24 protein-coding genes are annotated in these 24417 nt (G+C 39.7%); 14 read left to right on the top strand and 10 right to left on the bottom strand.

Annotated elements, in window-relative coordinates; all coding sequences use genetic code 11:
* Positions 1-69: 69 nt before the first annotated feature.
* The gene (locus ASL19_RS01375; protein WP_082604632.1) at positions 70-873 is read left to right on the top strand and encodes a PD-(D/E)XK nuclease family protein; all 804 of its coding nucleotides are present in this window, start codon (positions 70-72) and stop codon (positions 871-873) included.
* Here ASL19_RS01375 and ASL19_RS01380 read toward each other — a convergent pair.
* Both ASL19_RS01380 and ASL19_RS01385 read right to left on the bottom strand, forming a co-directional pair.
* Positions 870-1298, bottom strand: a complete 429-nt coding sequence (locus ASL19_RS01380; RefSeq protein WP_006276078.1) for an anti-sigma regulatory factor — start codon at positions 1296-1298, stop codon at positions 870-872. The two genes, ASL19_RS01375 and ASL19_RS01380, sit on opposite strands and share 4 nt — an antisense overlap.
* A gap of 3 nt (positions 1299-1301) precedes the next feature.
* The gene (locus ASL19_RS01385; protein ID WP_057176980.1) at positions 1302-2978 is read right to left on the bottom strand and encodes a SpoIIE family protein phosphatase; all 1677 of its coding nucleotides are present in this window, start codon (positions 2976-2978) and stop codon (positions 1302-1304) included.
* A 94-nt stretch (positions 2979-3072) separates the two neighbouring features.
* Between ASL19_RS01385 and ASL19_RS01390 the strand changes: the two genes are divergently transcribed.
* Positions 3073-3816: a WecB/TagA/CpsF family glycosyltransferase gene (locus tag ASL19_RS01390; RefSeq protein WP_006276076.1), complete on the top strand. Its 744-nt coding sequence runs from the start codon at positions 3073-3075 to the stop codon at positions 3814-3816.
* A gap of 51 nt (positions 3817-3867) precedes the next feature.
* Here the strand turns inward: ASL19_RS01390 and ASL19_RS01395 are convergent, their stop codons facing one another.
* Both ASL19_RS01395 and ASL19_RS01400 read right to left on the bottom strand, forming a co-directional pair.
* Positions 3868-4404, bottom strand: coding sequence for a DUF4330 domain-containing protein (locus ASL19_RS01395; RefSeq protein WP_006276075.1), 537 nt, complete (start codon positions 4402-4404; stop codon positions 3868-3870).
* A 1-nt stretch (position 4405) separates the two neighbouring features.
* Positions 4406-5662, bottom strand: a complete 1257-nt coding sequence (locus ASL19_RS01400; RefSeq protein WP_057176981.1) for an ankyrin repeat domain-containing protein — start codon at positions 5660-5662, stop codon at positions 4406-4408.
* Between the two features lie 149 nt (positions 5663-5811).
* On the opposite strand from ASL19_RS01400, the gene ASL19_RS01405 reads away from it, so the two are divergent.
* A complete protein-coding gene (locus tag ASL19_RS01405; protein WP_057176982.1) occupies positions 5812-6282 on the top strand; it encodes a DUF4079 domain-containing protein in 471 nt (156 codons plus the stop codon).
* 63 nt (positions 6283-6345) lie between these two features.
* On the opposite strand, the gene ASL19_RS01410 is transcribed toward ASL19_RS01405, so the two are convergent.
* A complete protein-coding gene (locus tag ASL19_RS01410; RefSeq protein WP_200959786.1) occupies positions 6346-7038 on the bottom strand; it encodes a DUF1997 domain-containing protein in 693 nt (230 codons plus the stop codon).
* A 182-nt stretch (positions 7039-7220) separates the two neighbouring features.
* On the opposite strand from ASL19_RS01410, the gene ASL19_RS01415 reads away from it, so the two are divergent.
* The 4 genes from ASL19_RS01415 to fabD all read left to right on the top strand — a co-directional run bounded on the left by ASL19_RS01415 (position 7221) and on the right by fabD (position 11092).
* The gene (locus ASL19_RS01415) at positions 7221-7847 is read left to right on the top strand and encodes an SDR family oxidoreductase (protein ID WP_057176983.1); all 627 of its coding nucleotides are present in this window, start codon (positions 7221-7223) and stop codon (positions 7845-7847) included.
* Positions 7848-7911: 64 nt separating this feature from the next.
* On the top strand, positions 7912-8937 hold the full coding sequence (gene plsX, locus ASL19_RS01420; protein WP_006276070.1) for a phosphate acyltransferase PlsX: 1026 nt from the start codon (positions 7912-7914) through the stop codon (positions 8935-8937).
* Positions 8938-9126: 189 nt separating this feature from the next.
* Positions 9127-10128, top strand: a complete 1002-nt coding sequence (locus ASL19_RS01425; protein ID WP_057176984.1) for a beta-ketoacyl-ACP synthase 3 — start codon at positions 9127-9129, stop codon at positions 10126-10128.
* Between the two features lie 40 nt (positions 10129-10168).
* Entirely contained in the window at positions 10169-11092 is a 924-nt protein-coding gene (fabD, locus tag ASL19_RS01430) for an ACP S-malonyltransferase (RefSeq protein WP_057177005.1), read from the top strand.
* Here fabD and ASL19_RS01435 read toward each other — a convergent pair.
* The 4 genes from ASL19_RS01435 to ASL19_RS01450 all read right to left on the bottom strand — a co-directional run bounded on the left by ASL19_RS01435 (position 11048) and on the right by ASL19_RS01450 (position 16206).
* Positions 11048-12922, bottom strand: coding sequence for a bifunctional serine/threonine-protein kinase/formylglycine-generating enzyme family protein (locus tag ASL19_RS01435; protein WP_057176985.1), 1875 nt, complete (start codon positions 12920-12922; stop codon positions 11048-11050). The genes fabD and ASL19_RS01435 overlap by 45 nt on opposite strands.
* A 440-nt stretch (positions 12923-13362) precedes the next feature.
* Complete coding sequence (locus ASL19_RS01440; protein ID WP_057176986.1) at positions 13363-14535, bottom strand: aromatic ring-hydroxylating dioxygenase subunit alpha; 1173 nt, start codon at positions 14533-14535, stop codon at positions 13363-13365.
* A gap of 209 nt (positions 14536-14744) precedes the next feature.
* Positions 14745-15551 carry a pentapeptide repeat-containing protein gene (locus ASL19_RS01445; RefSeq protein WP_057176987.1) on the bottom strand — a complete coding sequence of 269 codons (807 nt, stop codon included), beginning with the start codon at positions 15549-15551 and terminating at the stop codon, positions 14745-14747.
* Between the two features lie 16 nt (positions 15552-15567).
* A complete protein-coding gene (locus ASL19_RS01450; RefSeq protein WP_006276064.1) occupies positions 15568-16206 on the bottom strand; it encodes a hypothetical protein in 639 nt (212 codons plus the stop codon).
* 431 nt (positions 16207-16637) lie between these two features.
* Between ASL19_RS01450 and clpP the strand changes: the two genes are divergently transcribed.
* From clpP to ASL19_RS01480, 7 genes are all read left to right on the top strand, one after another.
* Positions 16638-17243, top strand: a complete 606-nt coding sequence (gene clpP / locus ASL19_RS01455; RefSeq protein ID WP_006276063.1) for an ATP-dependent Clp endopeptidase proteolytic subunit ClpP — start codon at positions 16638-16640, stop codon at positions 17241-17243.
* Positions 17244-17649: 406 nt separating this feature from the next.
* Entirely contained in the window at positions 17650-19971 is a 2322-nt protein-coding gene (locus ASL19_RS01460) for a ribonuclease R family protein (RefSeq protein WP_057176988.1), read from the top strand.
* A 110-nt stretch (positions 19972-20081) separates the two neighbouring features.
* Entirely contained in the window at positions 20082-20732 is a 651-nt protein-coding gene (locus ASL19_RS01465) for a flavin prenyltransferase UbiX (protein WP_057176989.1), read from the top strand.
* Between the two features lie 129 nt (positions 20733-20861).
* A complete protein-coding gene (locus ASL19_RS16435) occupies positions 20862-21017 on the top strand; it encodes a DUF3285 domain-containing protein (protein WP_072149056.1) in 156 nt (51 codons plus the stop codon).
* A gap of 14 nt (positions 21018-21031) precedes the next feature.
* Complete coding sequence (gene ybeY, locus ASL19_RS01470) at positions 21032-21556, top strand: rRNA maturation RNase YbeY (RefSeq protein WP_057176990.1); 525 nt, start codon at positions 21032-21034, stop codon at positions 21554-21556.
* A gap of 216 nt (positions 21557-21772) precedes the next feature.
* Positions 21773-22243, top strand: a complete 471-nt coding sequence (locus tag ASL19_RS01475) for a diacylglycerol kinase family protein (protein ID WP_057176991.1) — start codon at positions 21773-21775, stop codon at positions 22241-22243.
* Between the two features lie 48 nt (positions 22244-22291).
* Positions 22292-22885: an aminodeoxychorismate/anthranilate synthase component II gene (locus tag ASL19_RS01480; protein ID WP_057177006.1), complete on the top strand. Its 594-nt coding sequence runs from the start codon at positions 22292-22294 to the stop codon at positions 22883-22885.
* 51 nt (positions 22886-22936) lie between these two features.
* On the opposite strand, the gene ASL19_RS01485 is transcribed toward ASL19_RS01480, so the two are convergent.
* A complete protein-coding gene (locus tag ASL19_RS01485; RefSeq protein WP_006276057.1) occupies positions 22937-24181 on the bottom strand; it encodes a VCBS repeat-containing protein in 1245 nt (414 codons plus the stop codon).
* Positions 24182-24417: the final 236 nt, after the last annotated feature.

Below are 24417 nucleotides of genomic sequence, written 5' to 3' on the forward strand. Positions count from 1 at the left end.
AGATAGCGAAAAACCCTAGTCTAAAGTTTGGAGTATAATGGAGTTGTTCCTAAGCAAGGATGAAAAACAGTGAACCAAGCGGAAATTAGTACTCTCATTAGACAACAAATGGAACAACTAATTGTGGAAGACCCTGTGATCAAGAATTTGATTTTAGGTTCCATGTCGCAATATTATATTGGAAGACAAGACGCGGATAGTAAATTCGACCAGACTCTGGCACAATTGCAGTCTTATCAGGAAGAGCAGAATCGTAAATGGGAAGAGCAAAATCGCCACAATCGTGAAATCATGGCACAATTGCAGTCTTACCAGGAAGAGCAAAATCGTAAATGGGAAGAGCAAAATCGCCACAATCGTGAAATCATGGCACAATTGCAGTCTTACCAGGAAGAGCAAAATCGTAAATGGGAAGAGCAAAATCGCCACAATCTGGGAATTTTAGAAGAAATTAAACAAATGAACCGGAAACATGAAAGTACAGTTGGTTCCCTAGGTTCGCGATGGGGTTTATCATCGGAAGCAAGCTTCAGAAATGGACTAAAAGGAATTTTAAAAGATTCTTTTGGCGTGGAAGTGTTGAACTTCCTTGATTTCGACAATGAAGGAGAGGTTTTTGGCAGACCAGACCAGGTGGAAATAGATGTGATTATCAAAAATGGTTTGGTAATTTTATGTGAAATTAAATCCTCGATTGACAAAGCAGGAATGTATATCTTTGATCGGAAAGTAGCATTTTATGAAAAACATCATCAAAGAAGAGTTGATCGCAAATTAGTAATTTCTCCCATGGTAGACCCAAGAGCTTTGTCAGTAGCACAAAACTTGGGGATTGAGATTTATAGCTATGCTGAAGATGTAAATAGGATTTAGTAAACCGTCCATAAAGGAATGGTCGTTTCCAGTTTGAGACAGTTAGCACCATTGACCTGTAAATGATATTCAACCTTATCCATCAACCGATTCATAATCAGCCAACCATAGCCACCTTCTTGTTTTTGTTCAGGATGGGGGGGGAAGTAGGTGGTTATGTCAAAACCATGTCCATAGTCCCAAACTTCAATAGCTAGTTTCTGATCTGTCAGTTCCAGACGCAATAGAATTGGCACATTTGGTTTATCTTTGTGAGCATGACGAACCGCATTTGAATATGCTTCAACTAGTGCAAGACGTAAACGACTGGATTGGTTTGACCAATCCAGAGAATCCCTCAAATGTTGTTTTAAGTATGCCAACAACCAGTTTTCGACCGTGTTGACAAAACTTAAATCACTGGGTACATAAAGTTCACTTTTCATCGTTTACAAAATTTCCAGAGAGAGAATGGTCTGATCATCTTCTTGAACAGGATTATCGCTTTGAATTTGAGCGATTAGCTGTTCAAGGGACAAAGGTTGAGGTTGTTCCCGTATAAGTTGCCAAATACCTTCTTGATTTAGTATAGACCAAGTTAGTGCCTGAGTGCCACTGTTATTTTTAATTAGTGATTTGGAGCTTATTGTTACTTTTGCTTCCGTAATACCGTCGCTCAGAAGTAGAAGGGTGTCTTTTGGGGCGAGAATTAATTTACCAGACTGTGATGACAGCTCAGGGAAAATCCCCAGAGGTACACTGCGGGTTGTGAGATATTGAGGTTGGGCTAGAGAAGCTGGATATGACCATAATAGGGGATAAATGTGTCCAGCATTAGCATATATGAATTCTCGAGTAGTTTTATTATATTTGGCAATGACAAGAGTAATTAAATAGTTTACACTGATTAGGTCTTCAGCTAGAGCATAGTTGAGATTTTGCAAGACAATATTTGGCGGTGGTGGTGATTCCTGAGATAATTCACGACGCAAAAGAGAAATAGCACTAGCCATAAATAAAGCTGCAGGTACACCCTTACCGGAAACATCACCCACTGCTAACCACAGTTCACCAGATGGATGGAGAAACACCTCAAAAAAATCTCCTCCCACTTCTCGTGCGGGGTAACAGCACGCCTGTATTTTCAAACCGTCAATTTTTGGTAAAGTTTGACGCAGCAGATTGTTTTGAATTTGACGTGCTACTTGCAGTTCTTGGCGAGTCTGTTCTTGTTTCTCTTTTAAGCTTTGGTCAAGCTTGGACTGGGAAAGGGCCAGGGATGCTTGTTTGGCTACATCTCCAATCAGTTCTATATCCTCCTGCTCCCATGGTATTTCCACAGTGCATTTACACAGGGTCATTACGGCTAGTAGATCATCCTGATAAGAAAAGGGAACGATTAAATAATGGGCGTGATTGACCTTATCTGTATATTGAACTACTTGATATTTTCTCCCCAATATAATTTTTTGAATTAAGCTTAATGACTCCTTGGGTAAGTCAGGGGTTAGACAATCAAAATCACAATACAAAAATATAGATGTTTTTAGGATATCACCTTCTACTAACCTTAGCAAACAACTACTAGCTGCAAATTTCTCTCCAATTGTAGCTACCATTTTATCAAGGGTACTTGTATAACTATGGGAATCTCTAAGTATCTTAGTAATAGCATTAAATAAAGACTCTCTTTTCAAAGCCTGACGTAACTCTCTGGTGCGAGTTTTTAATAAATTGTAAGTATCCCTTCCCTGTTCAACTAATGCTCTAAGTTGTTGGGGTTTCCATGGTTTGGTAATATATTTGAATACTCGACCTGAGTTAATTGCATCTACTAAATCTTCCACATCAGTATAAGCAGTAAGAAGAATGCGAATGGTATCAGGAAAACGTTCAACAATTTGACTAAGAAATTCTGTACCCTTCATATCTGGCATTCTTTGGTCAGAAATAATCACTGACATTTCTCCCACCTGATCCAAGATAGTCCAAGCATGACTGACACTGTTAGCTTTATAGACTTCAAAATCACGCCAGAAAGTGCGATACACCAGGTCTAGATTGTCCGGTTCATCATCCACCACCATTAATTTAGGTTTTTGCACATCATTGTCGTAATTAACCATACTACTGGGCTGAAAAAGGTCAAAAGTTTCCGAAAAACTTGATAAACTAGTGTAAAGTTTGGTGTGAGCTTAGTTTAGTCTAATTTAAAATACGATGTTAACCTATCAGTCACCTGAAAAATTTTCCGTTTTGGGGTTACCGGTTCATGTGGTGGAAAATTACCCCCATTGGTTAGTAGAGTCTCTTCAACAGGGTAGAGGAACCCATGTGGTGACTCTCAATGCGGAAATGACTATGCAAGCTAGACGGAACCCAAGTTTATCCACAGTTATTGAAAACGCTGACCTGGTTATCCCAGATGGCGCAGGAGTGGTATTGTATTTACGTTTCATACTCAAACAGCAGGTAAAGCGTTTTCCTGGTATTGAATTAGCAGAAGGTCTACTCCAAGAACTAAGTAAAAAAGCACCATCTACAAAGGTATTTTTTTATGGCGGATCTCCAGGAGTAGCAGCTAAAGCTGCGGAGTTTTGGCAACAACAAGTTCCTAATTTGAATTTTGTCGGTACTCACTCTGGATATCATTCCCCAGAAACTGAAAAAATATTACTGGAGACTTTAACGGAGTTACAACCTCAAGTCATTTTTGTAGGCTTAGGAGTTCCTCGTCAAGAACTATGGATCGCTAAAAACCGTACCCTATGCCCTCAGGCGATATGGATTGGGGTGGGCGGTAGTTTTGATATTTGGTCTGGTGGCAAAACCCGTGCACCCCAATGGTTGGCAAATAATAATTTAGAATGGCTTTATCGTTTATATCAAGAACCTTGGCGCTGGCGTCGAATGCTTTCCTTACCAGAGTTCTTATTTCAAGCTCTAACTTCAAAAAACCATTAAGATGGAAACCGTTGGGAGCATTTCTCCATATAGATGCTCAACTAATCAAGGCTATTTACCATCTTTGAGCCGAATATCAATCACAGAAGCGTTGAAATTGTAGTTAAACCCTTCTAGTTCAAAAGGCATGCCAATTTTTACTTTACTATTACCCAAGACGGGCCCATTATCCGTAACTTGTGCTTTACCCTCTAAGGTCAGTAGAAAATCCGTACTAAAATTATTACTTCTTGGATCTGGTAGTTCCTTAATTGAACCATCTGGTTGGGGTACTAGGAGGGTTCTCTTTAACTCTTGAATGGATTTAATCCCAATTTGTCCGTAGGGTTGGTTACGAATAATTACGTTAGTTTTACCACCTTTGGTAAATCCCTGTTTAAATAGTTGCTGACTGTCTCGGACATTTAAACCCCTTACTATTAGGTCTACTTCTATGGGAACTGTTTTCGTACCTATCTGAGCTACAGAACCGGAAGTCCCAGGGAATATAAAAATGCCAACTATCACTAGCAATATTACTAGTGCTGCACTTAGATCTAGGAAGTTAATTTTACCGAATAGCCGCCCCTTGGCATCTAGAATATTCATTCTACTCCTTCGCACCTGCTTGTATTAATAAATTACTTGTCTTCGTATAATTGTTAGATTTGGCAATCATTAAGGCTGTATACCCACCTTGATTTTTTATGTTTACATTTGCTCCAGCTTGAATTAACATATCCACCGCTTGGGTATATCCTTGTGCAGTAGCATACATTAAGGGTGTGACACCCACTGGGTCTTGTAGGTTGACATTTGCTCCTTTTGTCAGGAGTAGTTGAAAAATTTCTGGATGGTTACCGATTATAGCTTTAACTAGGGCACTTTTGCCATCTTCAGCTATAACATCGATATTAACCCCACTTTCCAATAAAACCTTGACCGTTTCAGTATGTCCTTGGAATGCTGCCAAGGTCAAGGGGAATTCCCCCAAATTCTTTTTGCCACCATCTGCTCCTGCATCAAGTAGAACCCTGACTATTTCTTGGTATCCTTGAAATGCTGCTAAAATTAGGGGGGTGTCTCCCAAATTGTTTCTGATTTCTAGGTTAGCACCCCTATTCACTAGGGTTTGCACTGTCTCTAGGTGGTTTTCGACAACGCTAAAGTGCATAGCTGTTTCACCTTCTTGATCCTGGTGATTAATTTCTGCACCCCGATCTAACAGAACTTGGATAATTTCAGTATGTCCGCCAGCAGCAGCAGCTAGTAGTGCTGTAGTTCCATCACTATTCTCTAGGTTAGGGTTAACACCATATAATAAAGATGTTTTCACTATCTCTAGGTTACCATTATCTGCTCCCATAATTAACAGGCTTTCAGTTTCACCCTTAGTTTGACTGTTTTTTACGAGAATGTTCAATATAACCCTATTATTCTGCCTAATTGCTAGTTTAAATGCATCCTCATTATGTTGGTCTACAATTTTTGGATCTGCTCCAAAATCTAACAGGTTTTGCACGGTCTCAATGTAGCCTTTTTCTACTGCTATCATTAATGCTGTGCTTCCATCTTCATTGACTGCATTTGTATTTGCTCCTTGAGATGTTAGCAATTTTACCACGTCAACTTGATTATGTGCAGCAGCTAACATTAATGCTGTTAAACCATGGAGTTTCCTGGGTAAATCAATATCAGCTCCAAAATCCAATAGGCAACGTACAATCTCCGTGTAGCCAAAATTAGCAGCAAACATTAATGCTGTCGTACCATGGCGATCGCCCGTATCTACTGGAAATCCCGATGCCAGTAATTGACGAACCTGCTGAACATTACCATTTTTCGCAGCCGTAAGTAAATCAATCATCTCATTAACCTCAATTTAAGTAAATACAATTAGTTGTAGTGTTATAATTGATGAATTATTATGGAGAACCCAAGTAAATCACTTTTTGCAGTGTTTGCCGTAATTTATGCTAAGTTTTATAAAGATTTAATACTTTAGGTAAATAAACCATGAGTTTAGAACTTACTCCAGACGTAAAATTCGGTTTGGAATTTTTCCATCCCGCAATCATGTGGATATTGTTAGCGCTGTCATTATATGCAGCTTACTTAGGGTTACAAGTACAGCGTACCAGAAATGCCCAAGGAGAAGAGAAGAAACAACTAATTAAGGGTAAATATAGCGATAAGCACCACAAAATTGGCTCTGTACTCCTAGCGTTGATGGTAGGGGGTTCTATTGGGGGAATGGCGGTTACCTATATTAACAATGGTAAGTTATTTGTTGGCCCCCATCTCCTAGCTGGTTTAGGCATGACCGGTTTAATTGCTTTTTCTGCTGCATTAGCTCCATTTATGCAAAAAGGAGCTAATTGGGCCCGGGCCACACATATTCTATTGAATTTTGGGATTTTGGGACTTTTTATTTGGCAAGCTGTGTCTGGTGTAGAAATTGTTCTCAAAATTATTGGTCAAGCCTAGAATAGTTATAATACTAGGGAGGGTAAATCCTCTCCCTAGATGTAAATGAGGTAGAACGCCTGGTCAACTCTCACTTTTTCCATGAAAGTCTTCTTGTACCTTACGAGTTAAGCGACGAGATACCTGACGGACAACTTGATTTAACAGGCGATCGCCTGTGGACTGTACGAGGGAACTTGGTAAGCGTCTGATAAACTTGGGGAATTGTAAACAAACAGTTAAATCCAATTGCCATTCCACTCTGGTAATACCTGGTGTATTTTCAATGAGTTGCATATGGGCATTATAGTTAATGTGGTAACCGGGAGATTGGTAGTTGGGGATGGGAATGGAGCGGATTTGACATTGATTTTTTCCGGGGACTAACAATTCCAAACCTATTTTTGGCTCTACTTCATAACCAAAAGCACCAAATCTACCAATTACCAATGTATAACCATTCTCACCCAGGGGATGAACTACCATAGGTTGGGCACAACGTATAAACCATGCTGAATGACAGTTAAAATATTCCATCACCTGTTCACTAGATGCTTGCATTTTCATAAACTCTCGATGATGACTATAGAATTTACTAGGAAATGCTTCATAGTTTTCTGTTAATGCGTCCTCACTAATAAGATGAGATATAGGACTTGACAAAGAAGAATCAAGATCATCTACTCCTAATTCTAAAGACTGAAATTCCCAATTATTTGCTACCATAATTCCGTTCTCTCTATAGTCAAAAGTTTTTGTATATTGCGTATCAATCATGATTTTCAAGCTGAGGTAGCTTGCTCAGACAAAAATTCAATTTTCATAAAGATATGGAAAAAAGCATCTACAAGACAGTTGTGCGTATATAACTATTATGCCATTATGTCATCCTATCCATAGATTCCTTAGAATAAATAACGAAACCAACAAACATATTGTTTCCTAGGATAACCTTAATTATGAAAGCATTTGTAGCAGGTGCAACAGGTCAAACAGGTCAGCGGATAGTAGAAGAGCTAGTGTCCAGAAATATTCCCGTGCGAGCGCTAGTGAGAGACGAGCAAAAAGCTCGAAATCTTCTTCCTTCCCAAGTTGAATTAATTGTGGGGGATATTTTGCAACCTGAAACCCTGGTTGCTGCTTTAGGTGACAGCACAGTAGTTTTATGTGCAACTGGTGCTAGACCGAGTTTTGACCCGACTGGTCCCTATCAGGTAGATTTCCAGGGGACAAAAAACCTAGTCAAAGCAGCTCAAGATAGAAAAATTCAACATTTTGTCCTAGTTTCTTCCCTATGCGTTTCCCAGTTATTCCATCCTCTCAACCTATTCTGGTTAATTTTAGTTTGGAAGAAACAAGCCGAAGAGTTTATTAGAAAAAGCGGAATAACTTATACAATTGTGCGACCTGGAGGATTAAAAAATGATGATAACTCTGATGAAGTTATTATGCAGGGTCATGATACCTTATTTGAAGGTAGCATTTCTAGGAAAAAAGTAGCTCGGGTTTGTGTAGAATCATTGTTTGAAAAAGCCAGGTGGAATCAGATTGTGGAAATAATTGCTAAACCACTCAGTTCCAGTTAATAATTTTGAACTCTTAACTGTAACAATCTGATAAAATTTATAAGGTCTCTTTGAGCTAGGAGCAATGGGAACGACTGGTGTAAGAATCGCGATTGACGCTATGGGGGGGGACTACGCACCCGCCGAAATTGTTGCTGGCGCACTGCGAGCGAAAGAAGAATTGGGCGTTCACATCTTGCTAGTAGGTGATCCCCAACAAATTGAAGCTGTCATACCCCTTAAAAGCAATAGGTTAGGAATAGAAATTGTCCCAGCCCAGGACACAATTGGCATGGACGAAGAACCTTTAAGCGCTGTTCGTAGAAAGCGTGGAGCTTCTGTCAATGTGGCAATGGACTTAGTTAAAAACAATCAAGCTGATGCTATATTCTCTGCTGGTCATTCCGGAGCAGCAATGGCATCAGCTTTATTACGACTGGGTAGGTTGCCGGGCATTGATCGTCCCGCTATTGGCACAGTATTTCCTACCATAAAAGCAGGTAAGCCAGTATTAATACTTGATGTTGGTGCTAATGTAGACTGTCGCCCCAAATTTTTAGAACAGTTTGCGGTGATGGGTTCGATTTATAGCCAATACGTGCTGGGAATCAGTGAACCAAAAGTGGGATTATTAAATATCGGTGAAGAGGAAAACAAAGGCAATGAAGCTGCTGTGCGTGCTCACGAGTTATTACGGGAAAACACTCAAATTAATTTCAGTGGTAACGCAGAAGGACGTGATGTATTGTCCGGTGAATTTGATGTGATTGTCTGTGATGGATTTGTTGGTAATGTGTTGTTGAAATTTGCGGAGGCGGTAGGGGGTGTAATTTTACAAATACTGCGGGAAGAACTACCCCAAGGTATTAGAGGACAAATTGGCACAGCGATTTTAAAACCTAACCTCAAGCGAGTTAAACAGCGCATGGACCATGCTGAACATGGGGGAGCTTTACTATTAGGAGTCAATGGAATTTGTTTCATTGGCCATGGTAGTTCCCAAGCACCCTCTATTTTTAGCGCCATTCGCATGGCCAAAGAAGCTGTAGATAATCAAGTGCTAGAAAGACTACAGTCCAAATACAAAGTTCTACAGGGTGAACCCCAGTAAGAATTCTAGATGAATTTGAGGTTGTTAAGCCTATCCGCATAGCTTTCTAGAAGCGGTTAGCTCAATTCTAACTGCTTCCTGATGTTTTTGCAGAAAATCTCCACCTCTAGCAAATTCGCTCAACCCAAATGACGGTGGTTTCGTCAGTCAATTAAACTGACCGTGAACAAATGACAACGGAGATTAGGAGTGCAAAATTTATTCCTACAAGGTATAGCAATTACGGGTAGTGGGTCAGCCATAGCAAAAACTACCGTAGATAACCAGTTGCTCACTCAACTGGTAGAAACTTCCGAGGATTGGATTACCACAAGAACAGGTATTTGTCAACGACAGTTGGCACTACCTCCCGAATCATTAACTACCTTAGCTACTGATGCTAGTCAACAAGCAATAACAGCAGCTGGGATTAAACCAGAAGATGTAGATTTAATCCTGTTGGCAACCTCTACTCCAGATGATTTATTTGGCAGTGCTTGTCAAGTACAGGCTGAAATAGGTGCCGTTAAGGCTGTGGCCTTTGATTTAACCGCAGCTTGTTCTGGATTCGTCTTTGGACTGGTGACTGCGGCCCAATACATAAGAACAGGAGTTTACCAAAATGTACTTCTAATAGGTGCAGATGTCCTCTCTCGTTGGGTAGACTGGCAAGATCGTCGCACCTGCATCTTGTTTGGTGATGGAGCAGGAGCAGTGGTATTGCAAGCTAATAAGAGCGATCGCCTATTAGGATTTGCCCTCAAAAGTGATGGTACACAAAACCACTATCTGAATTTGAGTTACCGAGGTAAGACCCAAGAGCTCAAACCAAATATTCATACTCCTATAGGTAGTTATGAACCCATCACAATGAACGGTAAAGAGGTTTATCGTTTTGCTGTGCAAAAAGTTCCAGAAGTGATAGACAAAGCTCTATTTAGTGCTAATTTGACTGTAGAGAGAATAGATTGGTTGATTTTGCACCAAGCCAACCAGCGAATTATTAACGCTGTTGCGCAAAGACTTAACATACCCGATCATAAAGTAATTAGTAACGTTGCTAATTATGGCAATACCTCTGCTGCTTCTATTCCCCTAGCGTTAGACGAAGCAGTGCGCCAGGGAAAAATCCAATCCAATGATATAATCGTTACATCGGGTTTCGGAGCGGGGTTGAGTTGGGGTGCAGCAATTTTCCAATGGGGTAAATAATAACAAGTCTAATGACCAATTATCAGCAACCAAATATCAAATGACTAAAACTGCATGGGTATTTCCCGGACAAGGTTCTCAGTGCTTAAATATGGGAATAGATCTACTAAGTATAGAATCTGCCAAAGCCAAATTCGACCAGGCCAGAAATATTTTGGGGTGGTCCGTAGATGAAATCTGTCAAGGTGACGAAGCTAAATTATCACAAACAGTTTACACTCAACCCTGTTTGTATGTAGTTGAAAGTATTATAGCAGACCTGTTACGAGAAAGAGGGCAAAAACCAGACTTAGTTGCTGGTCATAGTTTGGGAGAATATATCGCCCTGTATGTAGCTGGTGTATTTGATTGGTCAACCGGATTGCAACTGGTCAAACGACGTGGGGAAATAATGGATAATGCAGCTGGGGGAATGATGGCAGCATTACTTAATTTTGACAGACAGCAATTAGAAGAAGAGATTGCTAAAACACCTGGTGTTGTTTTAGCGAATGATAATAGTCCAGCTCAAGTTGTAATTTCAGGTATACCAACAGCAGTAGAAGCTGTAATGTCACAGGTAAAGGCAAAACGAGCAGTTGCCCTAAAAGTTTCTGGTGCATTTCATTCGCCATTAATGAAGGGTGCATCCGAGGAATTTCAAGCAATATTAAAAGATATAGCTTTTGAGACAGCAATAATTCCCGTATCTTCCAACGTTGACCCAATTCCCAGCACCAACCCACAGGTTTTGAAGGAACGTTTAATTGAACAAATGACAGGTTCAGTAAGGTGGCGAGAAATTTCCTTACAACTACCACAATCTGGGATTGAGAAAGTAATAGAAATAGGACCGGGTAATGTATTAACCGGGTTAATCAAACGTACTGTTCAGGGTATAGAACTGAAAAACATCCAGAATCTTGAACAAATTTCAAGCTCACCCGTAAAAGAAAAGAACCACACGAAAACCGGACATTCTTAAACCACCCTCTGCTTCATTCCAACTGCGACTGGCGCTACGACAAAGTTCTGCACTAAAATTCCAAGCGCCTCCACGCAATACCCGACGATTAATATCACCATTTGTATCCCAAACACTACCATCCCTAGGAGCGCCATGGTAATTATTATGCCAGGGATCAGCACACCATTCCCAAACCAGACCGTGCATATCATACAATCCGAAAGCATTTGCTAAGTTCAGGTTACCAACCTCTGTAATTTGTGGAGTGAAGTTTCTGCCAAAATCCGCTATATAAGATTGACTAACATTACAATTGATTAAGTCTGGAGTAATAGTTTCACCGAAGTAAAAAGCAGTAGTAGTTCCCGCACGACAAGCATATTCCCATTCTGCTTCACTTGGTAACCGATAATTTCTACCAGTGGTTAATGATAAACGTAAACAGAATTCCACTGCTTCGTACCAAGAGACATTTTCTACAGGTAAATTGACCCCCTTAAATTTGCTAGGATTGGGGTTGAGATTTTGGGTAACCTTTGGTAATGTTGCTACTGCTTTCCATTGTGCTTGGGTAATGGGATATTTAGCCATATAAAATGGTTCAACAATTACCTGATGTTGGGGATGTTCATCCCCATTACCTTGAAATTCTGGTGAACCCATTAAAAAACTACCACCGGGAACTAATATCATTTCTAAATAGAGATGTTTATTTAGTTCTTCTGTAAAGAATTTTCCTATTCTTCTTTCATGCTTAACTTTATCATTTTCTTGATGGGATATCATGGTCTGAAACTCGAAGATTTCCAAGGGTGGAACATTCACAGCAAGTTTTTGCTGGGTGGTTGCTACTTCTATAATAGGAGTACCCAAGTTAATTTTTGATTCGTCGGAATTTATATAATTGAAATCACTGGTTAGGGTATGAGAAAAATCATTTTGTAGGTCATATAAAACTTCCATTGCTGACTGATATCTATCCTGGGCAAAATGTTGTAGCAAACGGTTCAAAATATATATTAATTGCTGACTAACTATAACACCTCTACCCTGTAAAAATTCTTGCCATAACCATTTTGCTCTCATAGGGTCATAAAGAGGATCTTTGAGTTGATAACTATTTTGTACGGGTAAACATTGGGTCAATAGACGTATACAAGTTACACCTAAAGCATATAGGTCGCTAGCATGACAGGCAAAACCTGCCATTTGTTCTGTTGGTGCATAGCCTAAAGTGTATATAGCTGTTGCTTGTCTAGCCATGGTAGTTTTAGTGACTTGTTTAGCACCCCCAAAATCAATTAATACAAGTTTATTATCCAAACTACGACGAATAATATTTTCAGGTTTGATATCCCGATGGATAACATTTTTGTGGTGAATAAAATCCAGAACCGGTAATAAATCCAATAACAGTTGACGTATTTGAGCTTCAGTATAAGGTCGTTCTTTCACCTCTTCTAATAGAGTTTTACCAATGATAAATTCCTGAACTAAATATAAACTTGAACCCTGTTCAAAGTAAGCTAGTAAGCGGGGAATTTGAGAATGATTTTCTCCTAGTTCATATAAGCGATAAGCTTCTTCCTTAAAAAATTCTGCTGCTTTAGCACGTTCAACAGTTCCCTGAACCTGAGGAAAAAATTGTTTAATTACACAGGGTGCGTCTAATCTATCCACATCCTCTGCAGCATACGTCTTGCTGAAACCTCCCTCACCCAATAACCGCAAAACGCGGTAGCGGTTTCTGAGGATTTCACCAAATTTATCATGTCCGCAAACGATGCAAAATCTACTGTGGTTGAGGTTGAACGGGTTAGAACAATTGGGATTTTGACAGATTTGCATAGGTCCTAGTAAGAGAGAATTTTGTGCAAATTCCGACCCAATTTTTTATCAGTTTTCAGTTTTCAAGTTTCAGTTTTGAATTAGAATCAATAAATTTATATATGTGGGTGCATAGATTTATAATTGACTTATAACATCATATTATTTTGGGATTAATGGTAATGTTTAGAATAAGCATTAATTGATCATGGTAAAATAGGGACTTAATCTACTAGAGCTGAAAACAAGTTTGATGGGTAAAAATCTGTAATTGAGAAAATGGTAAAATAACTTTACGTTCTGTTGGATTTTATACGATTTCCAATTTTGGTCACCGCTATACTGGATACCAAGGTTCTACCTGGGAATTGATGAAGTGGCCAAACCACTTCATTTTTATTTAAGTAGGGAGGTACAATTATTTGTAGTAGCGTAACCCAACTAATCTATAATCACTATAATCAATCATTAGCTAAGTCATCCCGCCATTTTTGGACGTTTTGAGGTTTTTGTGACTCCATTTGTTGGTTGTCTGTGAACCTTTCCCAGCTCCAGGTTCCCCATTTGAGAGGTTTTTGTCTCTCTAAATGACTAATAAATTCTATAATTGGTTGATCTAGTTCTAGGGGATGTTGTAAGTTAAACTGAATGTTGTTACGATTATTTTTCCCCGGTTTAGGAAAAAGTCTACCGTGTTGATTTGACATATAGTTAATGGCATTAATCACGATTTTACTCAACCAAAGAAGGAATTTGCCATATATATGACCAATAATACCTGGACGTTTTTTAGCGATAAAAATTCTTATTCCCGTGGTTTTTCCTGATTCTATTAAACGCAGTGCATAAAGGATGTGACAGTTAAACTGAAAATGTAAAAACCTAATTTCCACCCTGACTATCATTGTGATCCCATACCAGTAACAAAGATGATAGCTGATAGGTGGATTAAGCAAAAATCGGAGAATTTTAATTGGAGAATTGGAATTATAGTTATTACACTGCTGATTGTACCTGAAAATAATTGCATTCTCATTCAGTTCTTGTTTTTGAAAACTAGATTCCCATACTTGTCTATGAATATTGTAAAAATGCTGAGCATCAATAGGATTAACCATCACAATATGAGGATGACAATGGATGAGAAACTTACCACCAAAGGCTATATCTAGTTCTGCAACTTCCAACTCCGGAATAAAAGGTAAAGATTGCTGAGGATTTTCTCCTGTCCATACCCAAATCAAACCATATTTTTCCTCGGTAGGCCAATTTCTAGCTTTAATAGATTTAGTAGCTGTAGTATCTATGCTTTCATCCAAACAGGGAATCTTGGTGCAAAAACCCTCTTGATCATATTGCCAGTGATGTAAAAAACAACGTAGTTCATTACCTTTCACCTTACCCTCCCCAAGATGAGCACCCATGTGTGGACAGTAAGCATCGAAGATAACCACCAGTCCATCTTCTCCACGATAGATTACCAATTCTTTCCCCAAAATAGTGATAGGTTTTACCTCACCAACTAATAATTTATGGGAAGGTAGCACCCAGTACCAACCTTCAATAAAACGCTCTGGTTGGTTAAATATTCTTGGCTTTCTGGTATAGTTAGAATTTATGGGTTTAGGCTTCATTTTCAGAATCTACACTTGTGGTGAACTGGGTAATCTAGCAATATCATTTTCCCAGAACAAAAACAGTTGTTTTCAGTACTATAGCTGTAGCCAACTCTCATTCTTCTCCATTATCCATTAAACAATTATTTGTAGGGGCGATCGCGTAACCGATGGGGGTGTTGGGTTTCATACTTCAACCCACCTACTTATCAAGTATATCTTTACCGTTAATTACAAATAAAAACGGGAGGTAAAATGGCGTTTTGTAAATTGGCACCTGTTAAATTAGCACCTGTTAAATTAGCACATCTAAGATTCGCTCCCTGAAGATTGGCACCAGCTAAATTAGCATCTTTTAAATTAGCACCTGTTAGGTCAGCACTAGTTAAATTAGCTTCCATGAAATTGGCGCGACATAAATAGGAACTTCCTAAATGGGATCTGCTTAAATTGGCTCTGGATAAATTTGTGTTATATAAGTAACTATTTATAATTTCAGCTTCATACAAATTACAGTCTTGTAAATTACTACCAATTAAATTAGCTCCGATTAAGTTGGCAAAACTCAGATTACTGCGTATAAGTTTACTATAAGCGAAATCAACACCGTTTAAATTGGCATAATAAAAGTCAGTTCCAATTAAGTTGGCACTGGTAACTACTGCATCCTGTAGGTTTGAATTTTTTAGATCTGCTCCAATTAGAACTGCTCCATCTAAATTTGCACGCATTAAGTTGGCATTTTGCAAGTTAGCGACACTTAAATTAGCCTTTCTAAGATTTGCCTGAACTAATTTAGCGCTATTTAGATTAGCAGCACTTAAATTGGCATCTTGAAAATCTGCTCTTACCAGCAAAGCATGGCTAAAGTCCACCTGATTTAAATTGACATTTTGGAAATTAGCACCACGAAAATTCTCCCCTCTTAAATTAGAGGTACTTAAATCAACTTGAAGTTCTGGGTTTCGTGCTCTCCAATCTAACCAGGTAACAGCACCTGCTTTGAGTAGGGTAAGATGTGTTTCAATTGCCATTTTAGTTATCCTGTCACTATTCTTTACGATGGCCTTGGGGAGCACGACCGGGAACATTTTCAATAGCTGCTAAAGCTCCAGCAGCACCAGCTAAAATATCTCTTTCTGTTCCCCCTAGATAAAGTCTGCCAAAACTACCCACTGGTAAAACTTCTAGAATATTAATCGCAGCAGCTTTTTCCGCTTCATTAGCAGCTAATGCTGCATAAGCAGCAGGTTCAACTTCTAAAACGTAGAGGGTTTGTCCAGCTAATAACAGTTGTCCACGACGACTACGGTTGATCAGCTGAGTTTGATAAGCATCAATGTTGCGAATAATTTGACTGGAAATGACTCGTGGTTTGAGACAGTCCTCTTTTTTGACTCCCAATAGGTCCAAAACTGCTTGTCCTGCTGCTCTTGTTTCCCCCTGGGATCCCGAGTGTAGTTCCAACATTCCATATAGTCTTTCTACTATTTGCCACCCTGGACGCACGGAAGCAGATTTTAAGGCAACATCAGTAATTTTATTGATTTCAATACCGGGTGAAATTTCAATCCAGATGGAAGTGTCACCCGGTAAAGGTAAAAAACCTTGGGCCACTGTTCCCATATATGCCGCATGTTGCGGTTGTAAGTTGTCTAGAAATACGTAACTGCGTAATTCTATGCCCAAAGTTTTGCACCTCCGTCTGTTCGTGTCAACAGTTTACCAAAATATCTTCTCAGAAAAAACGCGCATTTTGGTACAACTATAACAAAGAAATGTCTGACACTGGTAGGATGGGTTTAGGGGAAGTTTGATGAGTCAGATTGAGAATGACAACTAGGTAAAGTAGAAAAGTAATGAAAACTGCCTGTATGAGTCTTTGTAGCATAATACTCCCCCCACTTAATAAATAGCATTTTTAATCTGATTAATTGAACCACTAATCTGAATACAGCCTTGGGATTTACCCGATGATATGTTATGATATTCGGGTCTGTTATAACCCAGACCGGAAGTGCCATTAAAAGTTCCTCTTGAAATATGAGATATGGCCATTAATCCAGTCCATTCTCTCGAACCTCGAATAAAATAAAGGGTAAATAGCTACAAATAACCTCATGATTCCTATCGTTATTGAACAATCGGGTCGAGGCGAACGCGCCTTTGATATCTATTCACGTTTGCTGCGCGAACGGATCGTTTTTTTAGGGCAACAGGTGGATAGCAGTTTAGCTAATCTAATAGTGGCCCAACTGCTGTTCTTAGACTCTGAAGACCCGGAGAAAGATATTTATATGTATATCAACTCTCCCGGTGGTTCAGTGACAGCAGGAATGGGAATTTTTGATACTATGAAGAACATCCGCCCTAATGTGTGTACTATTTGTACAGGACTGGCTGCCAGTATGGGGGCCTTTCTATTGAGTGCAGGTACTAAAGGTAAACGTATGAGTTTACCTCACTCGCGCATCATGATTCACCAGCCATTAGGCGGTGCTCAGGGACAAGCTACAGATATAGAAATTCAAGCTCGGGAAATTCTATATCACAAACGCAAGCTAAACGAATACTTGGCTGAACATACTGGTCAGCCATTTGACCGAATAGCCGAAGATACGGAGCGAGATTTTTTCATGTCTCCCCAAGAGGCCAGGGAATATGGACTTATTGACCAAGTAATTGACCGACATGCAGCTGGTAGTCGCCCCCTGGCCCTACTATAAACTGTGGATGATTGGGAGTAATCCCCATCATCCAATTCTCCAGAATTTCAACAGCGGAAATTTGGATTCGAGTGCTAGTGATACCTTTAATAGTGCTATTAATAATGCTATGGTGATTACCTCAACTAAAATGTCTAGGAGTATTTTCTGCGAGTGTGCTCTAAATCTACAATAATGAAGATGGAGTTCGCTGTCATTGCTCATTCAGTTGCCAACCTGATTGTCACCAATTTTACAAATAATTGGGTAAATCGGCAGTTTCTCTTGGTTAAAACTCAGATTCATACGTTTACGAGAGTCTAAGGGAACGGGTAAATCGTTGGCAATATGTGTAGACTGTGAGGATATACAGGTAAGAACCAGATAACAAGAAAAATGATGTTTTGACCAAAGGCCAGTTCACTGCATGGAATTTTCAATCGCTACACTCCTTGCCAATTTTACCGATGACAAATTGGTAGCTAGGAAGGTTCTGGAAAAAAAATTGGGTTGTGAAGATGAGGATAGTTTGGAAAAACTTCATATTGCTTTGGAGGTGCTCGAAAAAGTTGGACTTTTAGTTAAGGACCGGGGTAAGTATCGTCGCGTATCAGAGGAGGGGCTGATAGAAGCGAAGCTGCGCTGTTCCAGCAAGGGATTTTGTTTTGCTATCCAGGATCCCGAAGGTGCAGAAGATATTTACATTCGAGAAAGTCATCTTAGTCACGCTTGGAATGGAGACCGCGTATTAGTTCGCATCCTCAAGGAGGGAAGTCGTCGTCGTTCTCCTGAAGGTGAGGTAAAGTTGATTTTAGAGCGATCTAATCACACTTTATTGGCACGGATTAAGCAAGTGGAAGGTGGTTTCCGCGCGGTACCTTTAGATGACCGATTGCTGTTTGAATTGAAATTGGTGAGCAATGGAATTAATTTGCAAGACGCTATCGATCATCTGGCACATGTGGAGGTGATCCGCTATCCCTTGGCACAATATCCCCCCCTGGGTCAGGTTGTACAAATTCTTGGTACGGATGCTGAAGCCGCTGCTGATATAGATTTAGTTACATGCAAACACGACCTATCCAGGAACTTTGCAGAAAATGTATTAGATGCAGCAGCTAGGTTACCGAAAAATCTCCTCAAGGCCAATCTGCGCGAGCGTCTGGATTTAAGGAGTGTATTTACTCTGACTATAGAGGGGGTAGATGGGGATGGAGTGGTGGAAAATGCTTTTAGTCTGGAGAAGCATTCTGTCACCAACTGGCAATTGATGGTTCACATTACAGATTTATCTGTCTATATCCACCCGGATGAAATTTTGGATCGGGAAGCACTGAAACGGGGAAAAACTATTCACCTTGGCAATCTCATCTTGCCCATGCTACCTCATACAGTAGCAGAGTGCTGTTCTTTACTACCCGATAGCGATCGCCTGGCTTTGTCTTTTATCATCAATATTGATATTGAGAAGGGACAGATTACAGAGTGGGAAATTCAACCGAGTGTAGTCAATGTAGATACAAGTATTACCTATGAACAGGCCCAGTCGTTCCTTGCAGGTGAGTCATCAGAGTTAACCCGGGTGATAGAGATGTTAAATGATTTAACATCTTTGGCTCAAATCATCAAGAAAGACCGTTTATCTCGTGGTTGCTTAGAGCTGAATCTACCATTGGGTTACAATCCTTACCATGATGAAGGTAGTATGGGAGCAATTATTCCCGACAGTTCACCACTGGGATCGGTTTTGAGGGAGTTAATCCTCATGGTTAATCAGTTAATGGGTCAACACCTGAGTGCTTTGGATATTCCAGCACTTTGGCGTGTTCAGGGATCTCCCGATTCTCAAGATGTTCAAGAAATGCTAAAACTGGCAGTTAATTTGGGTGTGGAATTAATCATAGACCCCGAGTTGGAAATTCAATCTGTGGATTATCAACATTTAACAGGCGTTTTTGCTGAATCCCCATCAGAACAGGTTTTGACTTACTTACTACAGGATACTCTAAAACCTGCCGTTTATAGTACTGTTAAAGCACCTCACTTTGGATTAGCACTGCCAGCATATATACACTTTAGCTCTCCTTTACGTCGGTATCCAGATTTAGTTATGCAAAGAGTGTATCATGCTGTTCTTGAGTATGGGCGCGATCGCCGTAATAGTCGTGTCAAGGAGCGGGTTAATCTACGTCATTCTTCTTCTCATCAAGAAATTAACTGGAATGTTTTACCTCCGGAAGTACAACAAGAGCTACAAACAGAATTAAACAGGATTCTGGTCCAGATTAATGAGAGAGAGAAACAAGTTTATGATGCTGAAACTGATCTAGCTGGATTACAAAAAGCACAGGTGATGAAACAGCAGATTAACCAAATCTTTCCTGGTGTGATTACTGGGGTTCAATCCTACGGTTTTTTTGTGGAGATAGAAGTTCCCCCAACCGAGGAAGTTGGTTCTCATTTAGCCACCCCTTTACGAGTAGAGGGATTAGTTCACGTTAGTTCTCTCAAGGATGATTGGTATGAATACCGCGCTCGACAACAAGCCCTATTTGGTAGAAAAAATCGCGCTTCCTATCGCTTAGGAGATCAGGTATTTGTACAGGTCAAAAGTGTAGACTACTATCGTCAACAAATTGATTTAGTTACCACTGGAGCAGATGGTAAAATTAATGGTTCGGAAACAACCAATGATGACAGATCAAATATCTACCTACCTGATCAAACCCCACCCTTTGATATAGATTAACCACTTGTGGATTACAGTTAAAAGGCTAGGGGTTTAAGACACATCTTTGTCCTAATGCCTTTTGACATTTATTAACCCCATGTTACCTACTAACTTTTTTGAGAAACTTCGTGTCTAATCACATTGATAAAAGTAACAATGACAGAAATCATAGCAAACCTCTAATAATAGGAGTATCTGGAGCATCTGGTTTGATTTATGCTGTGCGCGCCCTTAAGTTTCTACTAGAATCCGATTATAGTATAGAACTGGTTGCCTCTAAATCTACTTATACAGTTTGGCAAGCAGAGCAAAACATCCGTATGCCTCCGGAAGCGATCGCTCAGGAGCAATTCTGGCGATCGCAAGCTGGTGTCACCTCCATGGGTAAATTACGTTGTCATCCCTGGAGCGATGTAGGTGCTGGTATTGCTAGTGGTTCTTTTAGAAGCTTAGGGATGATTATTATTCCTTGTAGCATGAGTACAGTAGCGAAACTAGCGGTAGGTTTAAGTTCCGATTTGCTAGAAAGAGCAGCAGATGTACAAGTTAAGGAAGGGCGCAAACTGGTAATTGTGCCCAGAGAAACACCCTTTAGCTTGATTCACCTGCGGAATTTAACTACCCTAGCTGAAACAGGGGTTAGGGTTGTCCCCGCCATCCCTGCTTGGTATCATAATCCTAAGAGCATAGACGATTTAGTAGATTTTGTGGTTGCTCGTGCTTTGGATCAATTGGACATTGATTGTATACCCATTAAGCGCTGGCAAGGTCATATTTAAATTAGAGCTAATTAAACAAGAACGAACAAGTAAAGTTGACAAGGGAGAAAATGAGCTAGATAATAGTAGATAAATTTGAAGTTCAGGTATTTCAAATATTTACAGTTAGAGGACAACCGCACAGAGATTATGAGTAACACCCCTGTAAACGAATCAAAACCTAGTTATGTGAAGCTGGCAATGCGAAACATGGTCAGAAAAGGTGGCACCTCCCTCAAACATTTCGGACTAACTACCATGGGATTGTTAGCTGTTCTGGTTGGTCTAGCATACCTCACTCGCTAAATAAAGGAAATTCTGTGTCCTCCCAAACCAAAGTACAGACTCAATTACAAGTTGAGTTATTTATTGAAAATAGTTATGACTTGAACTTGACTAATCAAGTATCAGAAGAAAAATGGTATATGTGGTTTAGCCAGTGGTTGACCCTGCTTGCTGCCGAACTACCACGGGCTTTGAGTTATGAAATCGGATTGCAGTTAACCAATAATGCCCAAATTCAAGAATTGAATGCCCAATATCGTCAGAAAGACCAACCAACAGATGTTTTGGCTTTTGCTGCACTGGAGAATAATTTCCCCTACACCGAGGAAATGCTAGCCAGTCAACCCTTATATTTGGGTGACATTGTCATATCTATAGATACCGCCATTAGTCAAGCTGAGGAGCGGGAACATAGTTTAACTACAGAGTTAGCTTGGTTGAGTGCCCATGGTTTATTGCATCTTTTGGGCTGGGATCATCCTGATGAGAAAAGTTTGATAGAGATGTTAAACAAACAATCAATGCTGCTAAAATCAGTTGGTATTGTTAGTAATATTTAAGTAGAGATTATAACGAACAGGAGTAGGTTCTTTGCCGCTCAAACCAGTTTAAACAAGATTTAAAATCTCCTTCCATCCGACTATTATGGCCATATTGATAGTAATTCTGTCACAAATTGTTTAAAGTTATGACAAATTCAAATTAGTCCCTTAGAATGTGTTCAGTCTCCTCCCACCCATTCTGATTACACTTAATTTTTGAATCTCCAACATCCTATGTTCCCCAAGACTTCAATACCACCAACACCACCAAAGCGCTTACCAAAAATTGTATCTTCGGAAAGGGAATTTTCTTGGCAAATAGCTTCTAACTTGCTTGCCAGCTTTAAATACGCTTGGGCTGGAATCAGCTATGGTTTTCAGACCCAGCGTAACTTTCGGATTCATGTAGCTGCTTGTGCTTTCGTGATTGGTTTGAGTATTTTTCTCCATCTTAAACCAGTAGAAATAGCCATAATTAGTATTACAAGTGGTTTAGTTTTAACCTTGGAGTTAGTTAATACAGCCATTGAATCTCTGGTGGATTTAACTGTTAAGCAGACCTATCATGAATTGGCGAAAGTGGCTAAAGACTGTGCTGCTGGTGCTGTGCTTATCTCAGCCATGGTATCACTAATAGTGGCAGTCACACTATTGCTTCCTCCTTTAATACGTTTAATCACAACTATATTCTTATCAGAATGGTAGTTAGTATTTGTAATTAGTTCTTTTAATTAACACTTGTGGGTGCGAATTGTGATTATAGTCATTGATAATTACGATAGTTTTACATACAACTTGGTGCAGTATTTGGGGGAGCTGGCAGTGGAGTTTCCTGCTGCTGCGGATTTAAAAGTTTTTCGTAACGATAAAATTACAGTGGAGGGAATTAGAGAATTAAAACCCCATGGACTAGTGATTTCTCCTGGTCCTGGTCGTCCTGAAGACGCGGGGATTTCCCTGGATGTAATTGAAAAGTTAGGTTCCAGCTTGCCAATTTTGGGTGTTTGTTTAGGTCATCAAAGCATTGGCAAAGTATTTGGGGGTAAAGTTGTTGCAGCAACAGAATTGATGCATGGTAAAACATCTCCAGTGCTTCACAACAGTGTGGGAGTATTCCAAGGATTAGAAAATCCTATTACCGCTACAAGATATCATAGTTTAGTCATTGAGCGTGAAACCTGTCCAGATGTATTAGAAATTACTGCTTGGGTAGAAGATGGAACAATCATGGGAGTGCGACACAGGAATTATCCTCACATCCAAGGTGTGCAATTTCATCCAGAGAGTGTGTTAACTATAGCTGGTAAGCAGTTACTGTCTAATTTTCTCCGGGAGTTAGAGACCTGACGCTGTCAATGGAAAGTGGCGATCAAGCGATCGCCCTGGGAATGTATTAACCTATGCAGTGTACCATTCTGGAGTCAACCTATCGACTTCAGAAACAGGAGTTTCACTAGCTATAGTACCATTCATGTTCCAGATTTTATCTGCACCGGTTTGTTGGTCTCTCCAGTAAATATCGGTTTTACCATCCCCATTAAAATCACCAAGAGAAGCTGTTAGACCAGGGGGATTGCTGGGTAAAAAGGCCTCAGACTGAATACTAGTACCATTCATTAACCAAGCGGTGTTTTCTCCGGTAGAACTATTATGCCAGAAAATGTCCGTTCTACCATCACCATTAAAATCACCGATATTAGCAGTCCAACCCTGACCTAAGGTGTTGACAACTCCTTCAGTGATAAAAACACCATTCATGGTCCAAATTTTGTTTTCACCAGTGGTGTTATTACGCCACAAAATATCTGTTTTTAAATCACCATTGAAGTCTCCCAGAGTGCTAGTCCAGGCGCCATCCTGAGCTTGTAAATCATAGTTAGTGACTTCAGTACCATTCATAAACCAAGCACTATTGGCACCAGTTAAACTATCACGCCAAAAAATATCACTTTTACCATTACCGTCAAAATCAACTATGGTAGCTGTTAGGGCCACATCCTTTGTTTCCAACATAGTAGCATTTACAACCTTAGTACCATTCATTTCCCAAATTGCATTTTGACCAGTAGTGGTATTGCGCCAGAAAATGTCGGTTTTACGGTCACCATTAAAATCGCCAATTTCCGCTTTCCAACCTGGATCTACCCTATCCAACATTAAGAAACTGGCAACTTTTGTACCATCCATCAACACCACTAGGTTTTCACCCGTGGTCTCATTACGCAACAAGAAGTCTGTTTTATTATCGCTGTTAAAATCAGCAGTTTTATAACTCCAAGTTCTTAGATCGTACTGACCTAAAGAAGCTTGTTCTATGATTCTTGTACCATCCATTAGACGAACAAAAATTTCACCTGTTTGTACATTCACCCACATTTTATCTGTTTTACCGTCACCATTGAAATCGGGAACAATAGCGGCGCTGGTTAAATAGGGATTGGGATTAGGATTAGCGCTAATAGGTATTTTTGGCAATTCACCCAATGGTGGTGTGGTAGGTAATATGGGTTGCTCTGCTAGGGGTTCAGGAGAAACATTAATAGGGAAGGAAGTATTGAGATCTGTCGTCAAATCTCCTGATTTGCTAATAGAAAATACTCCCAGTCCGGAGGATTCTGAATAGTTGTTGTTATTACTGGTCATGCTGGTTTTTTTATGAGTAATTAATATCAAGTTTTAATGGATCAAAAATGAAGATTCTGTAAATTACAAACATTTGTGAAAACAAATTCATTTAATTGTGATTGTTTCTGTATATCTTTGATTAGTTGACACTAAGTGGGTGGGTGGAATTAAATATAAGATAGACGTAGGTTGGGTTGAAGTATGAAACCCAACGCTACGCTATCATCAAACCATATTTTATTACCATCTTGTAT

This window comes from Cylindrospermopsis sp. CR12 (genome assembly GCF_001432185.1).
GTDB lineage: Bacteria > Cyanobacteriota > Cyanobacteriia > Cyanobacteriales > Nostocaceae > Raphidiopsis > Raphidiopsis raciborskii.

Excerpts from the sequence above, each read along its gene's own strand:
- ASL19_RS01380 (WP_006276078.1), bottom strand. The coding sequence starts at position 1,298 with ATGAAAAGTGAACTTTATGTACCCAGTGATTTAAGTTTTGTCAACACG.
- ASL19_RS01385 (WP_057176980.1), bottom strand. The coding sequence starts at position 2,978 with ATGGTTAATTACGACAATGATGTGCAAAAACCTAAATTAATGGTGGTG.
- ASL19_RS01390 (WP_006276076.1), top strand. The coding sequence starts at position 3,073 with ATGTTAACCTATCAGTCACCTGAAAAATTTTCCGTTTTGGGGTTACCG.
- ASL19_RS01395 (WP_006276075.1), bottom strand. The coding sequence starts at position 4,404 with ATGAATATTCTAGATGCCAAGGGGCGGCTATTCGGTAAAATTAACTTC.
- ASL19_RS01400 (WP_057176981.1), bottom strand. The coding sequence starts at position 5,662 with ATGATTGATTTACTTACGGCTGCGAAAAATGGTAATGTTCAGCAGGTT.
- ASL19_RS01405 (WP_057176982.1), top strand. The coding sequence starts at position 5,812 with ATGAGTTTAGAACTTACTCCAGACGTAAAATTCGGTTTGGAATTTTTC.
- ASL19_RS01410 (WP_200959786.1), bottom strand. The coding sequence starts at position 7,038 with ATGATTGATACGCAATATACAAAAACTTTTGACTATAGAGAGAACGGA.
- ASL19_RS01415 (WP_057176983.1), top strand. The coding sequence starts at position 7,221 with ATGAAAGCATTTGTAGCAGGTGCAACAGGTCAAACAGGTCAGCGGATA.
- plsX (WP_006276070.1), top strand. The coding sequence starts at position 7,912 with ATGGGAACGACTGGTGTAAGAATCGCGATTGACGCTATGGGGGGGGAC.
- fabD (WP_057177005.1), top strand. The coding sequence starts at position 10,169 with ATGACTAAAACTGCATGGGTATTTCCCGGACAAGGTTCTCAGTGCTTA.
- ASL19_RS01435 (WP_057176985.1), bottom strand. The coding sequence starts at position 12,922 with ATGCAAATCTGTCAAAATCCCAATTGTTCTAACCCGTTCAACCTCAAC.
- ASL19_RS01440 (WP_057176986.1), bottom strand. The coding sequence starts at position 14,535 with ATGAAGCCTAAACCCATAAATTCTAACTATACCAGAAAGCCAAGAATA.
- ASL19_RS01445 (WP_057176987.1), bottom strand. The coding sequence starts at position 15,551 with ATGGCAATTGAAACACATCTTACCCTACTCAAAGCAGGTGCTGTTACC.
- clpP (WP_006276063.1), top strand. The coding sequence starts at position 16,638 with ATGATTCCTATCGTTATTGAACAATCGGGTCGAGGCGAACGCGCCTTT.
- ASL19_RS01460 (WP_057176988.1), top strand. The coding sequence starts at position 17,650 with ATGGAATTTTCAATCGCTACACTCCTTGCCAATTTTACCGATGACAAA.
- ASL19_RS16435 (WP_072149056.1), top strand. The coding sequence starts at position 20,862 with ATGAGTAACACCCCTGTAAACGAATCAAAACCTAGTTATGTGAAGCTG.
- ASL19_RS01475 (WP_057176991.1), top strand. The coding sequence starts at position 21,773 with ATGTTCCCCAAGACTTCAATACCACCAACACCACCAAAGCGCTTACCA.
- ASL19_RS01485 (WP_006276057.1), bottom strand. The coding sequence starts at position 24,181 with ATGACCAGTAATAACAACAACTATTCAGAATCCTCCGGACTGGGAGTA.